Origin of the sequence: Paenibacillus sp. FSL H8-0168, assembly GCF_038592955.1 — a bacterium.
GTDB lineage: Bacteria > Bacillota > Bacilli > Paenibacillales > Paenibacillaceae > Paenibacillus > Paenibacillus polymyxa_B.
The window spans coordinates 3361904-3387595 of the sequence record NZ_CP151948.1 but is presented as its reverse complement, the minus strand read 5'-3'; the positions used below and the strand labels follow the sequence as shown (position 1 = coordinate 3387595).

The 25692-nt window shown below is 47.0% G+C and carries 26 protein-coding genes; all 26 read left to right on the top strand.

The window, feature by feature from the left end; genetic code table 11:
* The first annotated feature begins 86 nt into the window (after positions 1-86).
* The 26 genes from MHI21_RS14950 to MHI21_RS14825 all read left to right on the top strand — a co-directional run bounded on the left by MHI21_RS14950 (position 87) and on the right by MHI21_RS14825 (position 25676).
* On the top strand, positions 87-416 hold the full coding sequence (locus MHI21_RS14950; protein WP_023989148.1) for a nucleotide pyrophosphohydrolase: 330 nt from the start codon (positions 87-89) through the stop codon (positions 414-416).
* Positions 417-466: 50 nt separating this feature from the next.
* Positions 467-985, top strand: coding sequence for a tetratricopeptide repeat protein (locus MHI21_RS14945; RefSeq protein WP_342418446.1), 519 nt, complete (start codon positions 467-469; stop codon positions 983-985).
* 31 nt (positions 986-1016) lie between these two features.
* Positions 1017-1820 carry a 4-hydroxy-tetrahydrodipicolinate reductase gene (gene dapB / locus MHI21_RS14940; protein WP_069289816.1) on the top strand — a complete coding sequence of 268 codons (804 nt, stop codon included), beginning with the start codon at positions 1017-1019 and terminating at the stop codon, positions 1818-1820.
* 56 nt (positions 1821-1876) lie between these two features.
* A complete protein-coding gene (gene mgsA / locus MHI21_RS14935) occupies positions 1877-2314 on the top strand; it encodes a methylglyoxal synthase (protein WP_013310694.1) in 438 nt (145 codons plus the stop codon).
* Positions 2311-3003 carry a bacillithiol biosynthesis deacetylase BshB1 gene (gene bshB1 / locus MHI21_RS14930; protein WP_061829194.1) on the top strand — a complete coding sequence of 231 codons (693 nt, stop codon included), beginning with the start codon at positions 2311-2313 and terminating at the stop codon, positions 3001-3003. The genes mgsA and bshB1 overlap by 4 nt, the downstream gene beginning before the upstream one ends.
* Before the next feature lie 85 nt (positions 3004-3088).
* Positions 3089-4252, top strand: a complete 1164-nt coding sequence (bshA, locus tag MHI21_RS14925) for an N-acetyl-alpha-D-glucosaminyl L-malate synthase BshA (RefSeq protein ID WP_061829193.1) — start codon at positions 3089-3091, stop codon at positions 4250-4252.
* Between the two features lie 55 nt (positions 4253-4307).
* A complete protein-coding gene (locus MHI21_RS14920; RefSeq protein ID WP_342418445.1) occupies positions 4308-5630 on the top strand; it encodes a CCA tRNA nucleotidyltransferase in 1323 nt (440 codons plus the stop codon).
* Positions 5623-6597: a biotin--[acetyl-CoA-carboxylase] ligase gene (locus MHI21_RS14915; RefSeq protein ID WP_342418444.1), complete on the top strand. Its 975-nt coding sequence runs from the start codon at positions 5623-5625 to the stop codon at positions 6595-6597. The genes MHI21_RS14920 and MHI21_RS14915 overlap by 8 nt, the downstream gene beginning before the upstream one ends.
* Before the next feature lie 345 nt (positions 6598-6942).
* The gene (gene panB / locus MHI21_RS14910; RefSeq protein WP_023989139.1) at positions 6943-7842 is read left to right on the top strand and encodes a 3-methyl-2-oxobutanoate hydroxymethyltransferase; all 900 of its coding nucleotides are present in this window, start codon (positions 6943-6945) and stop codon (positions 7840-7842) included.
* Positions 7839-8777 (top strand): pantoate--beta-alanine ligase, encoded by a 939-nt coding sequence (gene panC, locus MHI21_RS14905; RefSeq protein ID WP_342418443.1) that lies wholly within the window; start codon positions 7839-7841, stop codon positions 8775-8777. The genes panB and panC overlap by 4 nt, the downstream gene beginning before the upstream one ends.
* Complete coding sequence (panD, locus tag MHI21_RS14900) at positions 8770-9153, top strand: aspartate 1-decarboxylase (protein WP_013371641.1); 384 nt, start codon at positions 8770-8772, stop codon at positions 9151-9153. Before panC ends, panD begins: the two co-directional genes overlap by 8 nt.
* Before the next feature lie 82 nt (positions 9154-9235).
* Positions 9236-9868: a tetratricopeptide repeat protein gene (locus MHI21_RS14895; RefSeq protein WP_342418442.1), complete on the top strand. Its 633-nt coding sequence runs from the start codon at positions 9236-9238 to the stop codon at positions 9866-9868.
* A 154-nt stretch (positions 9869-10022) separates the two neighbouring features.
* Positions 10023-12890 carry an ATP-dependent DNA helicase DinG gene (gene dinG, locus MHI21_RS14890; RefSeq protein WP_342418441.1) on the top strand — a complete coding sequence of 956 codons (2868 nt, stop codon included), beginning with the start codon at positions 10023-10025 and terminating at the stop codon, positions 12888-12890.
* Positions 12891-12934: 44 nt separating this feature from the next.
* Positions 12935-13588, top strand: a complete 654-nt coding sequence (locus MHI21_RS14885; protein WP_023989135.1) for a redox-sensing transcriptional repressor Rex — start codon at positions 12935-12937, stop codon at positions 13586-13588.
* Entirely contained in the window at positions 13575-14876 is a 1302-nt protein-coding gene (locus MHI21_RS14880) for an amidohydrolase (protein WP_342418440.1), read from the top strand. The genes MHI21_RS14885 and MHI21_RS14880 overlap by 14 nt, the downstream gene beginning before the upstream one ends.
* A gap of 37 nt (positions 14877-14913) precedes the next feature.
* Complete coding sequence (locus tag MHI21_RS14875; RefSeq protein ID WP_342418439.1) at positions 14914-15438, top strand: DUF5590 domain-containing protein; 525 nt, start codon at positions 14914-14916, stop codon at positions 15436-15438.
* A gap of 541 nt (positions 15439-15979) precedes the next feature.
* The gene (locus tag MHI21_RS14870) at positions 15980-16513 is read left to right on the top strand and encodes a hypothetical protein (RefSeq protein ID WP_061829183.1); all 534 of its coding nucleotides are present in this window, start codon (positions 15980-15982) and stop codon (positions 16511-16513) included.
* Positions 16506-18008: an AAA family ATPase gene (locus MHI21_RS14865; protein WP_209947386.1), complete on the top strand. Its 1503-nt coding sequence runs from the start codon at positions 16506-16508 to the stop codon at positions 18006-18008. Before MHI21_RS14870 ends, MHI21_RS14865 begins: the two co-directional genes overlap by 8 nt.
* A gap of 136 nt (positions 18009-18144) precedes the next feature.
* On the top strand, positions 18145-19017 hold the full coding sequence (locus MHI21_RS14860; protein ID WP_061829181.1) for a 3-hydroxyacyl-CoA dehydrogenase NAD-binding domain-containing protein: 873 nt from the start codon (positions 18145-18147) through the stop codon (positions 19015-19017).
* On the top strand, positions 19014-20210 hold the full coding sequence (locus MHI21_RS14855; RefSeq protein ID WP_013310675.1) for an acetate kinase: 1197 nt from the start codon (positions 19014-19016) through the stop codon (positions 20208-20210). Before MHI21_RS14860 ends, MHI21_RS14855 begins: the two co-directional genes overlap by 4 nt.
* Before the next feature lie 132 nt (positions 20211-20342).
* The gene (asnS, locus tag MHI21_RS14850) at positions 20343-21638 is read left to right on the top strand and encodes an asparagine--tRNA ligase (RefSeq protein ID WP_013310674.1); all 1296 of its coding nucleotides are present in this window, start codon (positions 20343-20345) and stop codon (positions 21636-21638) included.
* A gap of 3 nt (positions 21639-21641) precedes the next feature.
* The gene (locus tag MHI21_RS14845) at positions 21642-22370 is read left to right on the top strand and encodes a DnaD domain-containing protein (protein WP_312887656.1); all 729 of its coding nucleotides are present in this window, start codon (positions 21642-21644) and stop codon (positions 22368-22370) included.
* A 70-nt stretch (positions 22371-22440) separates the two neighbouring features.
* Complete coding sequence (locus tag MHI21_RS14840; RefSeq protein WP_155729679.1) at positions 22441-23061, top strand: RNA polymerase sigma factor; 621 nt, start codon at positions 22441-22443, stop codon at positions 23059-23061.
* Positions 23058-23528 carry a hypothetical protein gene (locus tag MHI21_RS14835; RefSeq protein WP_165177179.1) on the top strand — a complete coding sequence of 157 codons (471 nt, stop codon included), beginning with the start codon at positions 23058-23060 and terminating at the stop codon, positions 23526-23528. The genes MHI21_RS14840 and MHI21_RS14835 overlap by 4 nt, the downstream gene beginning before the upstream one ends.
* A 95-nt stretch (positions 23529-23623) precedes the next feature.
* Positions 23624-24892, top strand: a complete 1269-nt coding sequence (locus MHI21_RS14830; RefSeq protein ID WP_165177177.1) for a multi-tm2 domain protein — start codon at positions 23624-23626, stop codon at positions 24890-24892.
* A gap of 1 nt (position 24893) precedes the next feature.
* A complete protein-coding gene (locus MHI21_RS14825) occupies positions 24894-25676 on the top strand; it encodes a hypothetical protein (protein WP_165177175.1) in 783 nt (260 codons plus the stop codon).
* Positions 25677-25692: the final 16 nt, after the last annotated feature.

The window sequence follows — 25692 nt, the reverse complement described above, 5'->3', positions numbered from 1 at the left end:
AAGTACACAATTAAAAAAAATTTGTTTTAAAATGTGCTTTACGATAACATATGAATAAACCTGCACATGGGGGGATTGCGTGTTTCATGGAAAAATCATTAGATGAAATTCAACGTGAGGTAGACCAGTATATATCTCAATTTAAGGAAGGGTATTTTAGCCCTTTGGCGATGTTGGCCCGGATGTCTGAGGAAGTCGGGGAACTGGCGAGGGAAGTCAATCACTCCTTTGGTGAGAAACCGAAAAAAACGGATGAGGCGGACAATTCGATTGAGCTGGAGCTGGGAGACATTTTGTTCATCACAGTTTGCTTTGCGAACTCGCTAGGTATAAATTTGACCGAGGCTCATGATAAGGTCATGCAAAAATTTAACACGCGTGACGCGAATCGCTGGACCAAAAAGGACACCGATTAGGCGTTTTGTACATATGCTGTACCAAACCGGTTACCCGGAGGTGCAGTGTCATGAAGGCGGAGGAATACGTTCAGAAAGCTTATCAGTGCATTTTGCAGAACGATTTTGAGCAGGCCGTGGAATGGTTTGAAAAAGCAATTTCAGCCCAGCCTGATCATGCGGAGCATTATTTCCGGTGCTCGGTTACCTATGCTCGTAGTGGTCGTTTGGAGCAGGCTCTCGCATATGCAGAGCATGCGGTTCGTCTCGCTCCACAGCAGGATGAATATGTTCTCCATCTGCATGCGCAGGAAGCCAGGCAGCATACGGAGAAGGCCAGAAAAATGCTGGATGTCGACAGAGCTACGGCACAGGTGCGTCAGGATGCGATTTTGCTACTGGAACGAGCAATAGCCCTCGATCCGTTATGTGGGGATGCTTTTTTGCTGCTCGCATTGATTTATGATGAATTGAATGAGTATAAGCTAGCTGTGCAGGCTGCTCGCGAGGCGGCTGCACTGTTTCCTCACAATGTGCAGCTTGCCAACCTCATGAAGAAGTTATGCCAGCAGATGAATGAACAGATCTAACACAAATGGATGCATAAGGAGTTGTAGGGATATGTCAGAACCAATAAAAGTGGCTGTTGTAGGAGCAGCAGGGCGTATGGGCCGTGAAGTTGTCAAATTGGTTCTTCAGGATGAGGAACTACAGCTTGTGGCCGCAGTGAACAGAACACATGCCGGCAGTGATGCCGGCCTTCTCGTCGGATTACCGGAAGCGGGTATCGCTATTGTGGAGGACGTGGAGCAGGCTTTACTGGATAGTAGAGCGGATGTCATGGTCGATTTTACGGGGCCGCGTTTTGCGTACGCACATACAGCGCTTGCTATCAAGTATGGAGTACGTCCGGTTATCGGAACGACAGGGTTTACCCCCGAACAGATTAATGAACTGGACAAGCAGTGTCGTGAGCAGCAAATTGGTGGTCTGATCGCGCCGAACTTTTCGATTGGAGTCATTTTGATGATGCGGTTTGCGGCTCAGGCAGCGAAATACTTCCCACATCTGGAAATCATCGAGTATCATGGTGACCAAAAATTGGACGCGCCATCGGGCACAGCTATTAAGACCGCAGAGCTGATCGCCGAACAGCGTGAAGAGCTACGACAGGGTAACCCGGAAGAGGAAGAAACGTTAGAAGGATCACGGGGGGGGTACTATCAAGGGTTCCGTGTTCATAGTGTCCGTCTTCCCGGTGTGTTCGCACAGCAAGAAGTAATCTTCGGAGGGTTTGGACAATCTCTGAAAATTCGTCAGGATTCTTATGAACGAGCGGGCTATATGCCGGGTGTTAAAATCGGTATTCAGAAGGTCATGGAGCAGCCAGGGCTTGTATATGGATTTGAGCATTACATCGATTAAGAATACGCGAATGATTTGACGAACGAAATTATAGAATGAGGCAGGAGGAACTTTGAATGTTAAAGATTGCATTTATAGCGCATGACCGAAAAAAGGATGAAATGGTAAATTTCATAACGGCCTATGAGCATGTTTTTACAGATCACCAGTTATTTTCAACAGGTACAACAGGTCTGCGCATTATGGAGCAAACCAAGCTTCAAATTCACCGTTTCATGTCCGGTCCGCTTGGAGGAGATCAGCAAATCGGGGCTATGGTTGCACAAAATGACATGGACTTGATTATATTCTTGCGTGATCCGCTTATGGCCCAGCCGCATGAGCCGGATATTAGCGCCCTGTTACGTCTGTGTGATGTACAAGGGATTCCTCTGGCAACCAACGTTGCAACTGCTGAAATACTGGTTAAGGCGCTAGACCGTGGCGATTTTGCTTGGCGTGAGCTGGTACATAAATATAAACCGGGGATTGACCAGCAAGGTGATATAAAATGACACTGGACATCTTGATTTTCGGAGCTCATGCCGACGATGCAGAAATAGGAATGGGAGGCACGATTGCCAAGCATACAGCCGCTGGTTTAAAGGTGGGCGTGTGCGATTTGACGCGGGCTGAAATGTCATCCAATGGTGATGTGGATACTCGTATGGCAGAGGCAGAACACGCTGCAAAAGTACTCGGACTTGCCGTGCGGACGAATCTAGGTCTGCCGGATCGTGGATTATATGTAACTCCAGAACATGTAGCTGCAGTTACAGCAGAAATACGGCGCCATGCACCGAAAGTCGTATTTGCTCCTTATTGGGAGGATCGGCATCCAGACCATGTCATGTGCAGTAAGTTAGTGGAGGAAGCGGTATTTAACGCCAAGTTGCGACGTTTTATGCCAGAAAATCCTGCGGTACAGGTAGAGCAATTATATTTTTATTTTATTAATGATATTGGCAGAACGGATTTAATTGTGGATATCACCGAGCATTATGAAGCCAAAGAACGGTCTTTGTTGAGTTATGCTTCGCAATTTCAGGCAGCACCTGGAAAGGATACAGTATCCACACCCTTAAATCAGGGATATGTGGAACGCGTAAAAGCTCGCGACTCATTGTTGGGTCAACGCAAACTGATTTCGTATGCAGAAGGCTTTGCGTCCAAAACGCCATATCTGGTTAAGCTATTCACATAAGAATTCTATACTTGAGCATTTTGCAGAATGTTAAAATAAATCGGCAGGAAAGTTATCACTGATGAGCGGAAGGAGGCAGCTTAGCTTGAATGACAAATTGAAAATTGGAATTACCTGTTATCCGTCGTTGGGTGGCTCCGGCGTAGTGGCTACTGAGTTGGGTAAGTTGCTGGCAGAAAAAGGGCATGAGGTCCATTTCATTGCCAATAGCATTCCGTTCAGATTAGGCGGGGCGTTTCAGAAAAATATTTTTTATCATGAGGTTGAAGTTAACGATTATTACGTGTTTAGATATCCACCCTATGATTTGTCACTGGCGACCAAAATGGCCCAAGTCGCACAAATGAAGAATTTGGACGTACTCCATGTTCATTATGCGGTACCTCATGCAGTATGCGCTTACTTGGCGAAGGAAATGGTGGGTGATCATCTGAAGGTGGTAACCACCTTGCACGGTACGGACATTACAGTGTTGGCACAGGATGAGTCGTTGAAGGACCTGATTCGGCTGGCTATTAACAAAAGTGACGCTGTGACAGCGGTTTCCAAGGATTTGATTCGGGAGACGATAGATGCGTTGGAAATTACACGACCTATTGATTTAACCTACAATTTTGTAGATAAACGGGTATATTATCCACGAGATGCCGCGGCGCTTAGAAGAGATTTTGCCCAACCGCATGAAAAAATAATGATGCATATTTCCAATTTCCGTCCTGTCAAAAGGGTGGGAGATGTGCTGGATATATTTGAAAAAGTGCAACGTAAAGTACCTGCGAAGCTGCTGTTGGTGGGAGAAGGACCGGATCTTCCAAAAATCCGTTGCAAAATCGAGAATTTAGGTCTGCAAGATAAGGTCTTCTTTTTAGGTAAGCAGGATCAGATCGCAGAAGTGATTTCTATGGCGGATGTGCTGCTGCTTCCCTCGGAAAAAGAAAGTTTTGGTCTGGTTGCACTGGAAGCAATGGCCTGTGGAGTGCCGACAATCGGCTCTCAGGCAGGGGGAGTACCTGAACTGGTTGTGCATGGAAGTACGGGGTATCTTGCTGAAATCGGTAATACTGAGGCAATGGCTGATTATGCAGTAGAGCTGTTGTCCGATGAAGCGATGGCGGAACGTTTCCGTGAAGCGTGTCTGACCCGCGCCCGTACCGTTTTTTGTGATGAGCTGATTACCCGTCAATATGAAGAGATATATTACCGTGTGTTGGGACGCGAGGTGCCGGATCTTAAACCGATCAGCGTTTAAGAGGGCGGACTCGCGTCCGTTTTTTATATTGAATACTTGCAAAGGGGGAAACCCTATGAATACAAATACTTGGCAATATGCTGACCAAGAGATGGCATTTCATGGCAGAGAGGTCATACATGCACTAACCGCAGCAGGCCACGAAGCCTACTGGGTCGGTGGCTGTGTGCGGGATGAGCTATTAGGAAGAGCCATTCATGATATGGACTTGACTACTTCGGCTGAGCCTGAACAGGTCATAGCGCTATTCCCTCACGTCATTCCGACAGGAATTCAGCATGGGACGGTTACGGTCATGCAGGGTGGCCATGCGTTCGAGGTAACCACTTTTCGTACGGAAAGTGGTTATGCCGATCACCGCCGTCCAACGGAAGTTGCCTTCGTAAAGGATATCCGTGAGGATCTGATGCGACGGGATTTTACTATGAATGCGATTGCGATGGCAGAACACGGAGAGCGGGTGGACCCATTTGGAGGAGAAGCCGATTTACGAGCCGCTCTCGTTCGTTGTGTAGGCCGAGCCGAGGAACGTTTTGAAGAGGACGGGTTACGAATGCTGCGATGCATCCGTTTTGCCTCTGTGTTTCGGTTCCGTGTTGCTTACAACACCTGGAAAGGCATGATTCGGCGCAAAGAGGGACTTCGTTACATAGCCATGGAACGTGTGCGGGTCGAGCTGGAAAAGATGCTAGCGGGCCCTGACCCTTTACGTGGGTTGGAGATGCTGAGCCGTAGCGGATTGCTCGGTTGTACGAAGGTTCCGGTTCCTTGGGAACAATGTGAAGCATGGGCGCTCAAGGGGATCGTTCAACTGCAAGAAGAACTGCGGTGGGGCCTGCTCTTAATGTCTTGTAGACTTACCTCAGAGGCAGCGGACGAGCTACTAAGAGCTTGGACCTTTTCCAACGCGGTACGACTTCGGCTGGTTCATCTGCTGGAATGGGAGACCGAATTAATCTACAGTGCTGGTGCCATAGCTGGCGATTCCGATCCGGGGGAGTCTGGCATTGTCAACGATGAGGCGCTGCGTCGTAGCTGGATTCGTCTGCTAATTAGACTGGGAAAAGATACAGCTTCAGACTGGCTTGATCTTTACAAGACACTGCCTGCTTCATTCCGCGGATTACCGCCGTGGGTAGAAAAGCATGTGGCGAAAACAGCCGAACTGGCAAGCTCGTGGACAAAGCAGGCTGTAGTCGTTCGTATCAAAGATTTAAATATTACAGGAAATGAACTGGTTCAGGCGATGAATCGACCAGGCGGCCCTTGGCTGGGTCAGATGATGGAACAGCTTTTACAAGCTGTTGCCTGCGGAGATATTCCAAATGAAACAGAAACATTGCTTCAGGAAGCGAAACGGGTGATGAGTAGTGAATAATCATGAAAGATTGTTAGGCATACTGGAGGAAGGTACATCCGATTACGTATCAGGGGAGGAAATCAGCCGACGCCTCTCGGTTAGCCGAACAGCAGTATGGAAGCAGATCAACAAACTGCGTGAGTTGGGCTACAACATTGATGCCTCCTCGCGTCGGGGCTATCAATTGATATCCCGACCGGATCGGCTGCAAGTCTCCAAATTGGCCGATATGTTAAATACTCAATCGTTTGGCCAGCGTATTGTTGTACTGGATTCGACGGTTTCCACTCAGCAAGATGCCATGCGTTTGGCAGAAGAGGGCGCGCCAGAGGGGACAGTAGTGCTTGCGGAGGAACAAACGGCAGGTCGGGGACGTTTGGGACGGAAGTGGTATTCCCCTCGTGGCAAAGGAGTCTGGATGAGCATTGTGTTGCGTCCTACCCAGCCCTTGGCTTTTACCCCCCAGCTAACGCTACTTACAGGTGTAGCAGTGTGTAGGGCCATTCGTCGGCTGACGGGTGTGGAGGCTGGTATCAAATGGCCAAACGATCTGCTGATTCATGGTCGCAAAATATCCGGTATTCTGCTGGAATCTGCAACAGAGGATCAACGGGTTCGATACTGTATTGCAGGGATTGGCATTGATGTGAATTTAAATAAAGAAGATTACCCGGAAGAGTTATCGCAGGTGGGAACGTCCTTGAAAATAGAAGCAGGGCGTGAAATTGACCGTACTGTGCTGATCGCCTCAGTGCTGGAAGAGATGGAACAGCTAAGTAAGTTGTATGCCGAGCAGGGGTTCCAGCCTATAGCCATGCTATGGGAGGCTTTGTCCGTGACTATGAACCGTAGCATACGGGCACATACCGGACAAGGGATAATTGTAGAAGGTACAGCTGTTGGCTTGGACCCTTCCGGAGCGCTCGTGATAGAAACGGATCTGGGAGAGCGAATTCAGGTCATTTCAGGGGATATACAATTGTAGAAGCAACCCAAGCTATGATAACGACCAAAATCGTTCTATTCCCTGTGCAAAACTTCACGTGAAAAAGCTGATGTTTTTTGTTATACTGTGCAGGAGGCGGCATCGGACGGTCCGAGCTGCACTCCAGGGGCACATGCTCTACTTTAGCAAGTTTGTAAGACCATCATAACTTCATTTGAAGGTTACGTTGGATTCTGCTCTGAGCCGAACAGGACCGAGACAGAAGGGACGATCTCAAAATGAGTGTCTTTTTTGGCTGTTCGGACCTTTTGATGACGCAGATGTACAGGCGTTCATAAAAGGTTATTTTTTGTGCCAAAAAAAGATGGAAGGGAGCCATTTACAATGGCAGGAAAACAAGCACTGAATATTGTGAAAATGAAAAAAATGAAGCAAGAGGGCATTCCGCTCAGTATGCTGACCGCCTATGATTATCCATCGGCTAAAATAGCCGAGGAGGCGGGAATTGACATGATTCTCGTAGGTGACTCGCTGGGTAACGTAGTTCTTGGTTACGATTCAACCATCCCTGTAACCTTGGATGATATCGTGTACCATTCCCGGGCAGTCGCAAGAGGCGCGGAACATACATTTATCGTAGCGGACATGCCTTTTATGACATATCACAGCAGCGTATCAGAAAGTCTTCAGGGCATCCGCCGTCTGATGCAGGAAGGACATGTGCATGCTGTTAAATTGGAGGGCGGAGCTGAAATTGCTGATGTTGTAAAAGCAACTGTTCAGGCAGGTGTGCCTGTATTGGGACATATCGGGCTTACTCCGCAATCGGTTAATCAAATTGGCGGCTATCGCATTCAAGGCAAGGACGAAGCGGACGCACGCCGGTTAATGGCGGACGCCAAGGCGCTGGAGCAGGCGGGTGCTTTTGGCGTTGTATTGGAACTGGTAACGGAGGAAGTGGCAACAGCGATTTCTAAAGAGCTTTCCATTCCAACCATTGGAATTGGTGCTGGACGTGGATGTGACGGTCAGGTACTCGTTTATCACGATCTGATTCAGTACGCATCGCCTTATTTCAGCAAACGCTTTGTTAAAACCTATGCCGATGTAGGCGGCTTGATTCGCAGCAGCATTGAGCAGTATGTGAGTGATGTAAAAGGGCGGGCATTTCCGGCCGCGGAGCATGTGTTCAGCGCGGATGACCGCGTTGTGGAATCCCTGTATGGTAAAGCAAAAGGACAGACACAGGAACAAGCTAAGGAAAAGGTGGAGTCACGATCATGATCATCGTTAGAGAAGTGGCTCAGCTGCGCAAGATTATTGCTGAACGTCGGCAGCTTGGGACAAGCGGAACAAAAAAGGTACACGGTTCTACCTCTTTACAGCAACATAAAGTCGGCTTTGTACCAACAATGGGATACCTGCATGAAGGGCATGCGAGCTTGATGCATAAGGCGCGTGAAATGGCGGATACGGTGGTGCTTAGCATTTTCGTAAATCCGATTCAATTTGGACCGAATGAAGATCTAGACAGCTATCCTCGCGATGAAGCTCGTGATTTGGAGGTAGCGCGGCGCGAAGGCGTGGATATTGTTTTTTTACCAACTGTAGCAGAAATGTATCCACAACCAACCCAAACCAAAATTCGTGTATCCGCTTTGACAGATCGTTTGTGCGGTGCTTCCCGTCCTGGCCATTTTGATGGTGTGACTACGGTGGTAGCCAAGCTTTTTAACATGATAGGTCCTGATTTGGCTTTCTTTGGAATGAAGGACGCGCAGCAGGTTGCTGTGCTCCAGCAGATGGTGACTGATCTCAATATGAACGTGACTATCGTACCTTGTCCCATCGTCAGAGAGGCGGATGGTTTGGCCCTCAGCTCCCGCAATGTGTATTTAAGTGCAGAACAGCGCGAGCAGGCGTTGGTGCTGTCTCAGTCACTGCGTAAAGTGCAAGAAGTGAGCGAAGATATAGTAACAAACACAATTACGATTCGTCAGCTACATCAAATGGTGGAGTCCACCATTACTTCCTCTCCTTTAGCAGACATTGATTACATTGAAATATTAACTTTTCCCGGTCTGGAGCCCCTTCTTCCCGAGCAGCGGCTATGTGATGTTCAGGAAGACGTCATCGTAGCGCTGGCTGTGAAATTTGGCAATACCAGACTGATTGACAATATAAGAATACAGAAGGCGGAGGTGCTTTCCCATGTTTAGAACTATGATGAAATCTAAAATTCACCGTGCTACGGTTACGGAAGCTAACCTGAACTATGTGGGGAGTATCACTATAGATGAAGATCTCATGGAGACATCGGATTTGTTGGAGAATGAAAAGGTTCAAATTGTAAACAATAACAATGGAGCTCGACTGGAAACCTATGTTATCCCCGGACCGCGTGGGAGCGGCGTAATCTGTCTCAATGGTGCGGCAGCCCGTTTGGTGCAGCCTGGTGATACAGTCATTATTATTTCCTATGCTTCCATGTCGAATGAAGAGGCCAAAACATACAAACCAACAGTGGTATTTGTTGATGAACATAATAAACCAGCCCAAACGATGAACAAAGAAGTACACGCGACGATCATGTAATGAATGGGAGTGCGGATGAAACCCGTCTTTTAAGCGAAAAATGTGAGTGTATTAATCCATCTTTCATAAGGGCGGGATGCACATGTTCCAGCATGTATTCGCAGAAATGAACAGCATGTTAGATGATATCGTGAAGCATTACCCATCAGCCCAGGGCTCCCGCAGGCAGGAGCTGCTACAGCACTGGAGTCTGCTGCGGAGAATGAGTGACGGAATTATGGATGAGTGGCTGGCCTTTGAGGAAAAAATGGTTTGCCTGCGTGCGGCCGGGTTTTCCGCGGAGACCGATATGTCTGACACGGAGCTGCCTGAAAAAGAACTGCCAGCTTTTAATCGGGGGCAAGGGTATTATCGATTACTCATGTACCCTGAGGCGATCCAACAATTTGAGCAGGTACTACAGCATTTTCCGAACAGCTGGCAGAGTCGCATGTATATGGGAATGGCCTATTTTCAACTAGATGATCCAGCAGAGGCTGTATGCCATTTTCAGAAGGTGCTGGACCTGACTCAGCAGGCAGGACTAAAGGCGGTCATCTATAATGCGCTAGGCTGTCTGTTGGCAAAGCAGGCTGACGTAGAGGAAGCGCAAAAATGTTTTGCTCTCGCACATCAGTTCGATCCTGCGTTACCCGAGCCGCTGCACAATATGGAAGCCTGTCTGTCCGGTACCGAAAAGCTTCGATACGACAGCTCCATGATGACCTGGATGTAGTTGTCAGACACCGAGCAAGACGATGCATGCCCACCTCTCAGGCGGCGTGTGCATCGTCTTTTTTGGCTGTCTTAATTTCCAAACAGGCGATCTTCTGCTATGCTAATATACAGAGTTATTATTTTGTAAGTGTCATAAGAAAGGATCAGCCCGAATGAAATTTGCGGTATTGGATTTTGAAACGACAGGCACCCAGTCCGCGGATGACATCATTCAAGTCGGACTTGCAATTATAGATCATGATAACAGCATTTCCCGTGTTTACGGCTCTTATGTAAACCCTGGCAGATCTATTCCCCCTTTTATCACCGGGTTGACCGGAATTACAGACGATGACGTCAAGAATGCTCCTGCACTTGAAGAAATGATGATGGAGCTCGTGCCTATGCTGGACGATGTTGTACTGGTCGGTCATAATGTGGCGTTTGATTTTAATTTTTTGCAAAACGCTCTGGATCGGTGCGGATATTTGCCGTTTAGCGGAAGAATCTTGGATACAATGGATTTTCTGAAAATTATGTTTCCATCGCTATCTTCGTATCAGTTGGGTTTTGTGTCTTCTGAGTTTGGGCTGGCGCATGATCGCCCTCACCAAGCAGACAGCGACGCGTTGGCTACGGCTGAGGTGTTTTTAAAGTGTCTGGGTGAGCTTCAAGCATTACCTTTGATAACGATACAGCGGCTTAGCGATTTGTTTGCAGAGGAAGACAGTGACCTTGGATGGTTTCTTGATGGGGTGCGTGAAGAGAAAGAGCTTGATCCTATTCAGGATCTGGAGGGACATCAGTTTTTTCGTCAGCTTGCGCTAAAAGTGGAAGATTGGACGGAGCTAGCTGCTCCGCGTAGAGAAGATGACCCGAATCCACTGTCAGGTGTTTCCTTTGAGGAGTACATGGATGATGTGCGGGACAACTTGCGTTCATCCTTGAGCCAATATGAGGAGCGCGAGGCGCAGATACAGATGATTGAGGGTGTAAATCAGGCACTGAGTGAAGACAAGCATCTACTCATCGAAGCAGGTACAGGAACAGGGAAGTCCCTCGGCTATTTGCTCCCATCGCTGTATCACAGTGTGAAAAAAGGACAGCGAGTTATGGTAAGTACACATACGATCAACCTGCAGGAGCAATTACGCGAGCGCGACATTCCGATGCTGACTAAGGTGATTCCGTTTCCGTTCCGGGCTGCTATTTTCAAGGGTCGGGGACATTATTTGTGTCTGCGTAAGTTTGAACATAAAATAAACAGAAGAGACTTCGCGACACCGAAGGAAGATTTAATTACAGCTGCTCAGATGATCGTCTGGTTGACGCTAACAGAAACCGGTGATGATGAAGAACTGAATCTGAGCAACCGTGGTGGAGATTTCTGGGAAACGGTGGCGAGTGATTCAGAGTCCTGTCTTGGTCGTTCTTGCCCATGGTTCCGCAAATGCTATTATCATCGTGCACGCCATGAAGCAGGGATAGCGGATGTTGTTATTACGAATCACTCTAAGTTGTTTACAGACGTCAAAGCTAGTCACCAGTTGTTGCCGAGCTATGAACATCTGGTGATTGATGAAGCCCATCACCTGGAGGAAGTAGCTGGTAAGCACCTAGGTATGCATATGAAATATTTCACACTCGTGCATACACTGACGCGACTGTTCAAAGACAGCAAGAATGGACAACTGCCCTCACTTCGTCAACAGTTGGCGAAATCGGGGCACGAGAAGTCGACGGATTGGGCCTCAACCATCGATCAGATGTATCCGCTCGTGTTAGAGGTTAAGGAAACTTGGGACCTGCTAAGCGATAAGCTGTTTGGCATGTTGCCAGAGCGAAGCGATGCGACACCGGGTGAAACAGGACAGTTTTCTTCCCGTCTCAAACCTTCAGCCAAGCCTGCAAAGTGGGATCAGGCGGGGGCTTTGGAAAATCAGCTATATGTAACGATGAGTGAAATTTTGCGCAAGGGCGACAAGCTGATGCTGGACGTCAAGGAAGAACATGACGATTATGCGGCGGATAGCCTTATTACAGATATCACGGGTCTGCTCAAGGATCTGGCGGGGATTCGAGAAAATTTGCGCTTTTTTATGCGACTCGATGATGAAACAACCGTATACTGGCTAGAAGCGAGTGGGCAATTCCGCAGTAAATCATTACAATTTTATGCAGTGCCCGTCGATGTGAGCCGCCAGTTGAAAGAAATGTTTTTTGACAAAAAAAGAAGCATCATTCTGACGTCTGCTACCTTATCGGTAGATAAGTCGTTTCAGTACATGATCGATCAGCTTGGCTTGCAGGAGGCCGCAGATCAAGAGCGGCTGATGACTTCGCAGCTCCCGTCACCCTTTAATTACAGGGATCAGGTGTTGCTGGTCATTCCACGGGATTTCCCAAGCGTGAAGGGCAGTGTAGGAGATGCACACTTTGTAGATATGCTCGTTAGCTCTCTAGGAGCGACTGCTCAGGCGACGCGGGGGAGAATGCTCGTTCTGTTTACTTCCTATCGGATGCTCCGGCAAGTGTATGAGCCGCTCAAAGAGGCCTTAGCATCCAGCGAAATTACTGTGCTGGGACAAGGAGTGGACAGTGGGAGTCGCAGCAAGCTAACCCGCCGTTTTCAGGAAGCCAAAGCTTCTGTATTGCTGGGAACCAGCAGCTTCTGGGAAGGCGTCGATATTCCGGGGAAGGCTCTGACTTGTCTAGCCATTGTTCGCTTGCCATTTCAACCGCCGAATCACCCGTTGCTGGAGGCAAAAAGCGAGCTGCTCCAGCAGCAGAAGAAGAATCCATTTATGAAGCTGTCTGTACCACAAGCGGTCATTCGCTTCAAACAGGGATTTGGTCGGTTGGTTCGTACAGCGAGCGACCACGGGGTCGTTATCGTTTACGATACGCGTGTGATCGAATCCTATTACGGAAAGCACTTTTTGTACTCGTTACCGGGACCAAAAATGGAGCATATGCCATCGGAGCAAATGGTGCCCCGCATCGCCGAATGGCTCCAATCCGCCCCGGAGACCGAGGCATAACGGACGGACACTAAGTATGTTCGTTACAATTAGGGGGAGCAAGTATGAAATCAGATAAAATTTCAGAGGCTGTCGTACGGAGGTTACCCGTATATTTACGTTATCTGAATGCACTTCACAAACGGGAGGTGGCTACGGTCTCTTCTCAAGAGTTGGGACAGAGGCTAGATTTGAACCCGGCCCAAATCCGTAAAGATCTCGCCTATTTTGGAGATTTTGGTCGGAAGGGTATCGGTTATGATGTTTCTTATCTAATTGAGAAAATACGCCATATCCTGAAAATCGATCAGCAAATTAATGTAGTATTGGTCGGAGCGGGTAATCTGGGGCAAGCCCTTTCGAATTATAACGCTTATTTAAAAGACAATATGAAGATTGTAGCGGTATTTGATGCGTTTCCGGATAAGGTAGGGACCAAGATCAATACATTGGTCGTGCAACCGATGGATGAACTGGAAGCGACTGTGAGAGAAAAAAACATTCGAATCGGGATTATTACCGTACCTGATTTTGAAGCACAGCACGTGGCTGACAGGCTTATTGAGAGCGGAATTGGAGCGATCCTGAACTTTGCACCGACTACTCTCAAGGCACCGGCCAACATTCGGATTCATGCCACAGACTTTACAACTGATTTGCTTAGCCTCGCTTATTATTTGGAGGACGGAAAGGAAGAAACACAATATGACAGTGAATAAATGGATGATTAAAAACGGCTCTTTTGCCGTAAATGGACCAGAAGCTGGGGTAATCCATGGTACTATGATTGTAGAAGATAGCCGCATTACTTACATTGGCGAGACATTGCCTTCGGGTGAGGAAGAGACGGAAGCGATCGATGGTAAGGGGCTTTTGTTTTTACCTGGTCTGATTAATACTCATGGTCATGCGGCGATGTCTCTGCTGCGTGGGCATGGAGATGACTTGGCACTTCAGGTATGGCTTCAGGAAAAAATGTGGCCTATGGAAGCCAAGTTTACATCTACGGATGTGTACTGGGGTACGTCGTTGTCTGTGCTGGAAATGCTGAAAGGTGGTACAACGACCTTCCTGGACATGTACGATCATATGGATGAGGTGGCTCGTGTGGCTGAAGAGTCAGGTATTCGTGCAAGTCTGATGCGTGGAGCAATTGGACTATGTTCGGAGGAAGAACAGCGAATCAAGCTGGCTGAGGCCGTAACTTTTGCGCGTAACTGGCATGGTAAAGCAGACGGGCGTATTACAACGATGATGTCACCGCATGCGCCATACACCTGTCCACCTGCGTTTATTGAAAAATTCGTACAAGCTGCGCATGATCTGGATTTGCCGCTGCATACGCACATGTCTGAGACGATCGCCGAAGTGGAGCAAAACGTACGTGACTACGGTTTGCGTCCAGTTGCACACTTGGATAAGCTTGGCTTTTTCTCCCGTCCTTCGCTTGTTGCCCATGGCGTTCATTTGAATGACGAAGAAATAGCTTTACTGGCTGAACGTGGTGTAGCGGTTTCGCACAACCCAGGTAGCAACTTGAAGCTGGCAAGTGGTGTGGCAAGAGTGCCTGAATTGCTGCGTGCAGGGGTTACCGTTTCTCTCGGAACGGATGGTCCTGCCAGTAATAATAACCTGGATATGTTCGAGGAAATGCGTCTGGCAGCACTTATTCACAAGGGTGTATCTGGTGACCCTACGGCAGTTCCTGCGAGTGAAGCGCTGCGTCTGGCAACAGAATACGGTGCAAAGTCAATTGGTTTAAAAGAAGTAGGAGCGTTGGCAGCAGGCAACAAGGCTGACTTTATCGCGCTGGATCTGAATCAGGCACATTTCTTGCCGCGTACAGATCTTATTTCCCATGCGGTATACTCAGCAAGCGCCAAAGACGTGGTTCACGTATGGGTAGACGGTCGTCAGGTTGTGAAAAACGGCGAATGCCTGACTATGGACGAGGAACGCATCAAACATGAGGCACAAGCCGCCTTTGAAGGGCTGCTGTCGCGCTAATTCAGGTGTCACATCCCCTTAGAGAGGAAGCACGGGTTTGAAAAATAAGAAAAAGTGGATAGCGGTCGCCATTTTGGCCGTAATACTGATCCTGGTCAGCATTTTCTGGTATTATTCCTATGTTACTCAAGGCCAGGTGGCTGAGAAAAATGCCGCTATCATTAAGGCCAAGCAATCAGGTGGTCTGGTTAGCACGACTCAAACATGGAAGTCTGTGTGGGATCAGGTATATTGGGTGGTTCAAGGGAAAAATGCACAGAATGAAAATATAATGGTGTGGGTTCCTTTTCAAAAAGTGGAAGGACAACCTAACGTACCTGCCGCAGATAATAGCGGTGTTCACACCGAACTGCTGAAGAATGGAGTCGATGAGCAAAAAATGACGGCAATAATTCAACAGCAGCTTCCAGGTGCAAAAATTGTAAGGCTTCAGCCGAGTGTGTTCAATGGCGAATATGTGTGGCAGTTGTTTTACGATGATGGAAGTCATCATTACTACAGCTTTTATCGTTTCTCAGATGGGGTAGCGACAGGTGTGAAATATACTTTGCCCAATAACTGAGCTGGTTGAGGATTAGCAGATGTGGAATGAATGACTAGTAAATAATTGAAAACTCAAGAAAAAGACGTAAATGCGATGGAAATCGTATTTACGTCTTTTAGTCTTGCTATGTCGTAAAATGGGCTGAAAACCAGTGAAGCATCTTTACCTATCCATCTTCTCTCCTAGGGAAAATTCATCTTTATGGCGGGCAGTACGGAGTGGAGGATTTGAATCTGGAGAAGCGGAGCGTTCGCCTTTACCGCCGGATTTTCTCCGTAAGAATAAAATCGAGAAAAATCGGGTGGCAACAGCGATCGTAAGATCAAATCCTACGCTCAGCGTCTCGCCTCCACCTTAACCAAAGATTTTGCCTCATCACAACTCCTCCACACATTGCCTTCGATATTAGATATACGTTATGATATACTATATTTTATAAGTGATAGACAAAAATGATAGAAAAAAGAATTGCTGATCGCTGTAAGATCATGCAATTTGGTTGTTTGTTGACATTCGTCCCGTTTCTTCTGTGTTTTACATTTTGAGAGGAGGATGTTGTTTGAAATTGCGTGCAGTTCCTATCGTTGTGGCGGCAGTTTTGGCAGCTTTGCTGCTATTTGGGGGATGGTTCATTTACCGTCAGGTTACAATGCAAAGCCCTCTGGAAAAACTGGTTTCTCAATATCCAGGCGTGACAAGCGCTCAAATAGATATTAAACAGGATCAGGTTGTATTGAAACTAGATCTCAAACCGCAGGCGGATGTGGCCGGATTAGTCGATGTGGTTAAGCAAAAAGGACAAACCATCATTGGTAGCCGTACCATTAAGCTAGATATTGAAGATCGTTCCAATTCAGCACTGAATCAATGGTGGTCTGAGGCTATGTTTCCTGTAGCCGAAGCGATGGAAAATAAAAAGTATACTCAAATTTCATCTACAGTTGAGCAGATGAAAAAGAAAAAGACGGGTATCAAAGCTGATACCGACATGGATTCGAACAATGTCTATATCCGACTCAGCGAAGGTAAAGCGACCAAGTTTATCGTATTGCCACGTCAATCTCAGCAAATGGGGGTATGGCCTAATGCCTAGATGGATCAAGGAAACATTAATCGGCATAGTGCCGGTGACTATTATATTTCTCGTTTTTATTGGGGTGAATATTATCCCTCTTCTAGTTGCTGGCGTGATGCTCAGCGGCTTGTTAATGCTCATGCATGCGCGTGGTGGCTTGGCCGTAGGTGCTGGGCAAGAACGTAAACGCAAAAAAAGTGGTCCGGACAAACTGACTTTTGAGGAAATCGGTGGGCAGGAAAGCGCTAAGCAGGAGCTGCGTGAGGCCCTGGACTTTTTGAATCGACATGATGAAATTTCTAAGTTTGGTATCCGTCCATTAAAAGGTGTTCTGCTCACAGGTCCTCCGGGAACAGGGAAAACACTGATGGCGAAAGCAGCCGCACACTATACTAATTCTGTATTTGTTGCAGCCTCAGGTAGTGAATTTGTTGAAATGTACGTTGGTGTTGGCGCGGGTCGTGTCCGTGAGTTGTTTCGGGAGGCACGTACTCGTGCAGCCAAGGAAAAGAAGGAAAATGCGATTATTTTTATTGACGAGATCGACGTAATTGGTGGTAAACGTGAGGGTGGACAGCAACGAGAATATGATCAGACTTTGAATCAGTTGCTGACAGAAATGGATGGCATTTATTCGGCAGATACACCGCGGATTTTGATCATTGCAGCAACAAACCGTAAAGAAATGCTGGACAGTGCCTTAACGCGTCCAGGGCGTTTTGACCGTCATATTCAAGTGGATTTGCCTGACAAGAAGGGCCGTCTTCATATTCTTAAAATTCATGCCAAAAACAAACCGATTCAGGAAGATGCGAATCTGGACAAAATTGCTGAGGAATCTTACGGGTTTTCCGGCGCACAGCTGGAGAGCGTGATGAATGAAGCGGCAATCTATGCGATGAGACAGGATCAGAAAATGATTGCGCAGAAGCATCTGTCGATGGCAATTGACAAAGTAATGATGGGTGAAAAGACAGATCGAGAATCGACGTTGGAAGAGAAAAAACGTGTAGCGATTCATGAACTGGGACATGCTATTATGGCCGAAATTGTTCGTCCCGGTAGCGTAAGCCAGGTAGCACTTAGCCCACGTGGGAAAGCGCTTGGCTATGTGCGCCACAATCCACAGCAAGAGCATTATTTATACACCAAGCAGTTCCTGGAGGAGCAGATCATGATCTCACTCGCAGGGGCTACGGCGGAAGAAATGTACTATGGCGGTCGCAGTACCGGCTCAAGTAATGATTTTGAGCAGGCGCTGAATATCGTCCATACGATGATGACTTCCGGTTTGACTTCACTTGGCATTATTAACATGGAAATGGTAACCAAAGAAGAACTTATGCGGGAAAATGGCGAGATTATGGCTGACCTGCATACCCGAACTTTGGAGTTGCTGGAAAAGCATCGTCCTGTGTTCGACAACTCACTTGACATCCTGATGAAGGAAGAAACTCTGTCTGGAGATCAATTTAGATGTCAATTTAGTGAAAATGCTTTATTACCAGCATAATTTTTTATGCTGGTTATTTTTTTTTACTTTTAGTCCGTGCTAAGATATTATTATCTATTGGGACATAAACATGTATTTTTCGACAAAGAAGGATACAATATATGAGAGTGACCAGGAAAGGGTGGAGTAAAGAATCATGCAATTTAAAAAAATCGGCGTCATCGGCGGCGGCACCATGGGACAGGGGATTTCTGAAATGCTCGCGTCCAAAGGAATCGATGTGCTGCTGGTAGAGCAGACACCAGAGAAACTAGACTACGCCTACAATATGATTGAAACGAGTCTGGACAAACAACTGGAAAAGTGGGCAATTACTCAGGCTGAGAAAAAATTGATCTTATCCCGTATTCAAAAAGTAATCCATTTGGCGGAGCTCGGCAGCTGCGATATGGTCATTGAGACTATTACAGAGAATCTGGACGAGAAGAAAGCAGTGTTCCAAGAGCTAGACTATGTGTGTCCAAGCAATATTATTCTTGCAAGTAATACATCCACGCTGAGCCTGACCGAGCTTGCTAGCTCGACCAAGTATCCTGAGCGTGTTATTGGTATGCACTTTATTTATCCAGTATCCCGTATTGATCTTGTAGAAATTATTCGTGGTTTGAAAACTTCGGACGATACATTTGAACACACTAAAATGTTCGTGGAAGAAATAGTGGAGAAAAAAGGAGTCATGATTTATGAATCTCCTGGATTCGTAACAAGCCGGATTATCTGTCTGCTGATTAACGAAGCGGCCCATGTACTTCAAGAGGGCGTGGCTTCCGCTGAAGATATCGATGACGCTATGCGAATCGGCTATAACTTCCAAAGCGGTCCTTTGGAAATGGCTGACCGCTTTGGTCTAGATTCCGTTTTGGCTGCTCTGGAGCGTATGTTCCGTGAATTCGGCGAATTGAAATATCGTCCGTCCATCGTTCTGAAGAAAATGGTGCGTGCAGGTAATCTGGGCGTGAAATCGGGCGAAGGCTTCTTTAAGTACGACAAGGATGGTGACCGGATATGAAAATTCTCGTAATCAATGCAGGGAGTTCTTCCCTGAAATACCAATTGTATGATATGACGGACGAGTCCGTTCTGGCAAAAGGATTGGTAGAGCGCATCGGTATGGATTCCTCCATTCTGACGCATAAGCCAACCAATAAAGAAGAATACACCGAAGTTAGCGAAATTTTGGAACATACTACAGCCATCCGTAAAGTGCTGAACGCACTCACAGATGCTGAACATGGTGTAATCTCCAGTACTAGTGAAATTCAGGCTGTAGGCCACCGTGTGGTTCATGGAGGCGAAATCTTCAAACAGTCAGCAGTTGTAACGCCTGAAGCGAAGAGTGAAATCCGCCGCTTGTTTGACCTGGCACCACTGCATAACCCTGCTTCCATGATGGGGATTAAAGCGGCTGAATTGAATATGCCAGATGTACCGCAGGTTGTGGTATTTGATACCTCGTTCCATCAAACCATGCCTGAAAAAGCTTATATGTACGCCATTCCAAGAGTGTTGTACAATAAGTATAAGGTTCGTCGTTACGGTGCCCACGGCACTTCCCATGATTTTGTAAGTAAGGAAGCTGCCAAATTCCTTGGTCGTCCTTTGGAAGACCTGAAGATTATCACTTGTCATATCGGTAATGGTGGTAGCGTAACAGCAGTTCAAGGCGGTTTGTCTGTTGATACTTCCATGGGTATGACTCCACTGGAAGGTCTTATGATGGGTACTCGTAGTGGTGATTTGGACCCAGCAATCGTACCTTATGTCATGAACAAAGAAGAATTGACTGTCAATGAAGTCAATTCCATGCTGAACAAGCATAGTGGACTTTTAGCTATTTCGGGTATCAGCAGTGACATGCGTGAAATCACAGAAGGTATGGAAAAAGGCGAAGCTAATTCTACATTGGCATTCGAAATGTATGAATACCGTCTGCGCAAATACATTGGATCGTATGCTGCCGCAATGAACGGGGTAGACGTAATTGCATTTACAGCAGGTGTAGGCGAGAACTCCATCGTTCTGCGTAAGAGAGTGTTGGAGCAATTGACATTCCTCGGTATCGAGCTGGATGAATCGTTGAATGCTATTCGTTCTGGCGAGCCTCGCCGGATTACAACTGCAAATTCAAAGGTAGAAGTACTGATCATTCCAACGAACGAAGAACTGGTTATTGCCCGTGACACGTTCCGTCTGGTTCAGTAGTTCGGTTCGAAAGTGTAAACTTTATGCATGCGGACTATTGTTTGAGTTCCGCATGCACCAAACAGCGAGAGCAAACAGCCTGACCCAGGGGGAAGGGCTGTTTGATTTTCGGTTAAGAGGAGAGAGACGGTCATGACGAATAAAAGTACGATTGCCCAAGTGGGCCGCCATGTAGGGGAAACGGTTACAATCGGTGCTTGGGTAAACAATAAACGATCTAGTGGTAAAATTCAGTTCCTGCAACTGCGCGATGGTAGCGGGTATATTCAAGGGGTTATCGTGAAAAGCGAAGTGTCCGAGGATATTTGGAATGACGCCAAATCCTTGACTCAAGAGAGCTCCCTTTACGTTACAGGAGTGGTTCGTGAAGAACCGCGTAGCCAATCGGGCTTTGAATTAACGGTTACAGGCATTGAAATAATTCATTTGACCGAAAACTACCCGATTACACCCAAAGAGCATGGTGTAGATTTCCTGATGGATCATCGTCACTTATGGCTGCGTTCCGCCAAGCAACGTGCTGTTCTGATCGTACGGGCGGAAATTATCCGTGCGGTACAGGAATTCTTTAACGGCAACGGCTTTACGAAGGTGGATCCACCCATTTTGACTCCTTCCTCTGCAGAAGGCACAACAGAATTGTTCCACATTAAATATTTTGATGAAGATGCGTATTTGACACAAAGCGGACAGTTGTATATGGAAGCCGCGGCAATGGCGCTGGGCAAAGTATATTCCTTTGGTCCAACTTTCCGTGCGGAAAAGTCTAAAACACGTCGTCACCTGATTGAGTTCTGGATGATCGAGCCTGAGATGGCTTTTGTGGATCATGAAGAATCCTTGCGCGTTCAGGAGCAGTTTGTAAGTCATATCGTGCAGTCTGTTCTGAAAAACTGTGCGAAGGAGCTTGAAACAATCGGACGCGATGTTTCGAAGCTGGAGCAAATTCAAGGCGAATTCCCACGTATTACGTATGATGAGGCGATTGCCTTCCTTCAAGGTGAAGGTTTCGATATTCCATGGGGAGAAGACTTTGGTGCTCCTCATGAAACGGCGATTGCTGAAAGATATAACAAGCCTGTGTTCATTACACATTGGCCGACTCACATTAAGGCATTCTATATGAAACCAGACCCGACCCGTCCAGAGGTTGTTTTGTGTGCCGATATGATCGCTCCTGAAGGCTACGGCGAAATTATCGGGGGTTCCCAACGGATTGATGATCCAGCATTGATGGAAGAACGTTTTAACGAGCATAACTTGGCTCGTGAAGCCTACCAATGGTATATGGATTTACGCACCTATGGTACCGTTCCGCATTCCGGCTTTGGACTGGGCCTGGAGCGTACAGTAGCATGGATTTGTGGACTCGATCATGTACGTGAAACGATTCCGTTCCCACGTATGCTGTATCGTTTGTATCCGTAACCGATGACCGGATCATTCGACAAGACGTCAGCGGCAGAATGGGCGGAGGGAGTAGCCTTTGCTATGGAAGCCGGAATGGTCCAGATTCCCTACGCCCTGCTCAAGCATTATCGGACACTTCGGCTGACGGATGGTGAAATGCTGCTACTGATGCAGTTGCTTGCCTTTAAACAAGCAGAACGTAATGAATTTCCAACATGGGAACAATTGCAGTCACGTATCGGATGCACTGCGAACGAAATCGCACTCTATTTCAGTAAGCTCATGAAAGAAGGATTTTTGAGAATCGATTCCGTAGAAGACCGCAGCTCATCCGTACAATTCGAACGTTACAATTTGACGGGGCTGTACCGTAAGTTGGCAGAATGTATGATCGCTGAGCGTAATGAGCAGCATGATGAAGATGACATTTTGTTTGCCGGAAAGCCGGATTTACTGAATGGAATATCAGAATCCTCGCTTACAGAAGAACGGAATTTGTTCACGATTTTTGAGAAAGAATTCGGGCGCCCATTGTCACCGATGGAATACGAGACGATCACCAGCTGGGTGGATCAGGATCGGTATCCCGAGGAGCTGATTTTGCTGGCTTTGAAGGAAGCGGTATTTGCAGGGAAAGTACATTTCCGGTATATAGACCGTATTTTGCTGGAGTGGAGCCGAAACCGTGTTCGTAATGCACAGGATGCCAAAGAATACGCCCAGCGATTCCGTGGTGGCGGACGCAATTGATATATCGGTCTAAATAGGCTTTAATGATAGAGGACACACCATTCCGTCAGGAGGGTGTGTCCTTTTTTAAATATTTTTTTTCGAGATATGCAGGGGAAGGAAATTTCCTGGCGTCTATAGTATTGGGAAGGGGGAGAGCGTCATTGATATAGAGAGAATCATTGAACGAATACGGTCCGGTGACCGGCAGGCGTTCCGTGAGATCGTAGAGCTGTACAGCAAGCATGTATTTCATATCGCCTACTCGGTACTGCATGACAGCAAGGAAGCCGAAGATGCCGCGCAGGAGGCGTTCGTTCAGGTGTACAAGTCTCTCCCCCAGTACCGGAACGAAGGATTTAAAACGTGGCTGAGCCGAATTGCGCTCCACAAAGCGCTGGATATTAAGCGCAAACAGGACAGACGACCCGCAGAGCTTATAGACGTGGCACAATCCCTTGTACAGCTCCCTTCCCGGGATGAGGATGTGCTGGCCCGTCTCATCCGCGAGGAGCAAACTGTAGAACTATCGCAAAAAATTGCCCAGTTGCCCCAGCAACATCGGGATATTATTCAAGCCTATTATATGCAGGGCAAAACTTACGATCAAATTGCAGAAGAGACGCAGGTAGCTTTAAAAACAGTAGAGTCGAGACTTTATCGGGCGCGGCTATGGATTCGAAATCACTGGAAGGAGGAGGAATGGCAATGACTGACCAACAAGATAAACCGTGGATTGAAGGGAAATCGAATGACTGGCATGCTTACATTGCAGGAACTTGCACGATAGAAGAATCTGCCCGGCTGGAAAAGCTACTGCTGGAAGACGAACAGGCGCTGATGTTATATCTTGTTGCACTGGAGCAACTGGAGTCAACTTTAAAAGATTATTCTGCCTGGATGGATACGGAGCGCTTCACAGATCAGGTAATGGCCGTTCTTCCCGAGATAGAAGCTGAACCGAGTCAAGTTATGTTTAAAAAACGCCGCTGGTTTGAAAAACCTGTGTTTCATTATGTTGTCGCCGCAAGCCTAACGTTGATCTTGTTGTCCAGTGGAGCCTTTGACAAAATGATGCCGCAAATAGACGGAAAGCCGATTCCTCCAAAAGAACGCGTTTCTTACAGTGAAGAGGTCATGCGAGCTACAACAACCTGGCTCGATAAATTAAAGCCCTAAATCATCGGATAAAGGCTGAGATGAAAAAACTCAAAAATAACAACCTTCAATTGGGAACTTTATCAAAATCCCATAAATAGAAAGGAAGTGTAGCGATGCCTTATACGGAAAGAAGCAAGCTCTTGGCATTTCTATTGAACATCATTCCCGGTGTGGGACACTATTACTGGACCCGAAAAGCCAATGCGTTTGTATACACCATTTTGTTTTTCGGATGTCTGGCGGGAGGATTATTTTTTTCAGTGATATCAAGTGACGAAATGCCTTTATTGGCCAGTATGTTTGTTGCCGCCCTTTTCTGGGGACTCAGCACGCTGCATATCATGATTAGCTTGTTGCGTTATGATCCTCGTGCAGTCGCTGCTCCATACCCCCCTCATGCAGGGCCCAATCCATACGATTTTTACTCGCAAAATAGAGCTTATGGACAGGCTGGTTTAACAGGGGAGATGCCGGAGGGGGCAACACACGCAGATACGGATGTACCGGGAGCAGGAATGGGATATGGCCCGGGCTATAATAACCATTATCAACAAGGACACTATGGTATGGCAGGATCACCTGCTTTTCAAAGAGGATCGGAGAATGAACGCTTTTTTACGATTTTGCTGTCGTTCATTCCTGGATTGGGACACCTCCATTTGGGGCTGATGCAGCGTGGTTTGTCTTTTTTACTGTCCTTCTTTGGCTTTGGTGCGATTCTTATCTTTATTACTAGCATTACTAACGAATCCGGATTTTTGGCCTTTGCGGGCGTGTTGCCGATTATTTGGCTGTATTGCATGTTTGATGCGGTGCAGCATGTACATCGCAAACAAGCTGGAGAAATTCTTCAGGACCGGACTTTGTTTGAGGAACTGGAGCATGGAAGAATCGAGGGACGCCGAAGTAAAATGCTGGCTACCATTTTATCGGTATTTCCCGGTGCCGGACATATGTATATAGGTTTGCAAAAGCGTGGACTCCAACTCATGCTTTTGTTTTTAGGAGGCATCTATGTACTGGACGTGCTGCATCTTTCACTCTTTTTGTTCCTGCTTCCGGTGGTTTGGTTTTACAGTTTTTTTGATGCATTGCAGCAAGTAAGCCGTTATGGACGGGAGCCGCTGATCGACAAACCTGTGATCGGTATGTTTGCACAATATCACCGCTGGGTAGGCTTGGGGTTACTATTGCTGGGCGCCTATTACATCTTAATTAACGTACTAGTTCCTACTCTGGATCGTCTGTTTCCAAACGGAGAGATTTATAATTTGGTTGACATGTATCTACGGACGATTATCGTATCCTTATTGTTGATCGGCGGTGGTATTTGGATGATGATTGGGAATTCCAAATCTAAACGAGTAAAGGAGAAGCAATAGAATGGATACTGAATTTTCAAAGAGTGAGGCTCCCTTAAAGGGAGTCCATCATCCTCATAGCGATGGAGGAGGTGCCACAGGTATATTGGGTACATCATCTAACAAAAATAGCTCCTCTAAAGCGTCAAACACTCCGGCAGGGGTGTGGAAAGTTGGAAGGCTGTCAATGGGACTTTTCCTTGTCCTGCTGGGGGGCGTAACGTTTGCCTCCAAGTTTTGGGGAGCGGGCATTCTGGACCAGGCGTTGACCTGGTGGCCTGTCGTTTTTGTTTTGCTGGGATTGGAAATTTTAATGTATACTGCTTGGAAGGGGACGCGTGAGCGCATTGGTTATGATTTGTTTAGTATGTTTATTACGGCGGTATTGGTTTTTTGCTGTATCGGATTTGCCTTGGTCAGTTCATTGGGAATCACTCCACAAGTCAGAGAAATAATGAGTTCGGTTCAGGAAACAAGGGTTCTCCCAGACTGGCATGAAAAACTACCTGCCGGAGTGAACAAGGTGATTGTACAAGGGGAAGATCCTTATGCGGTCAAAATTGACGCAACCACCTCACCAGAGGTGCATGTGTTTGGAAGTTATGTATACACAGGCAAAGAGGACGAATTAAAAGGACAAGATTTATATCAAACTAAGCAAATCGGCGATACCTTGTATGTATTACTGGGTCAAATTCCGACACGTTTTATGCAGACTCAGCAGCAGCTTGATGTTACGATTGCTGTACCTGAGGGAACTACGGTTACTGTGCGCGATAGCAGAGGAAATATAATTGAAAAATAGGGAGATCTTCCGGCTC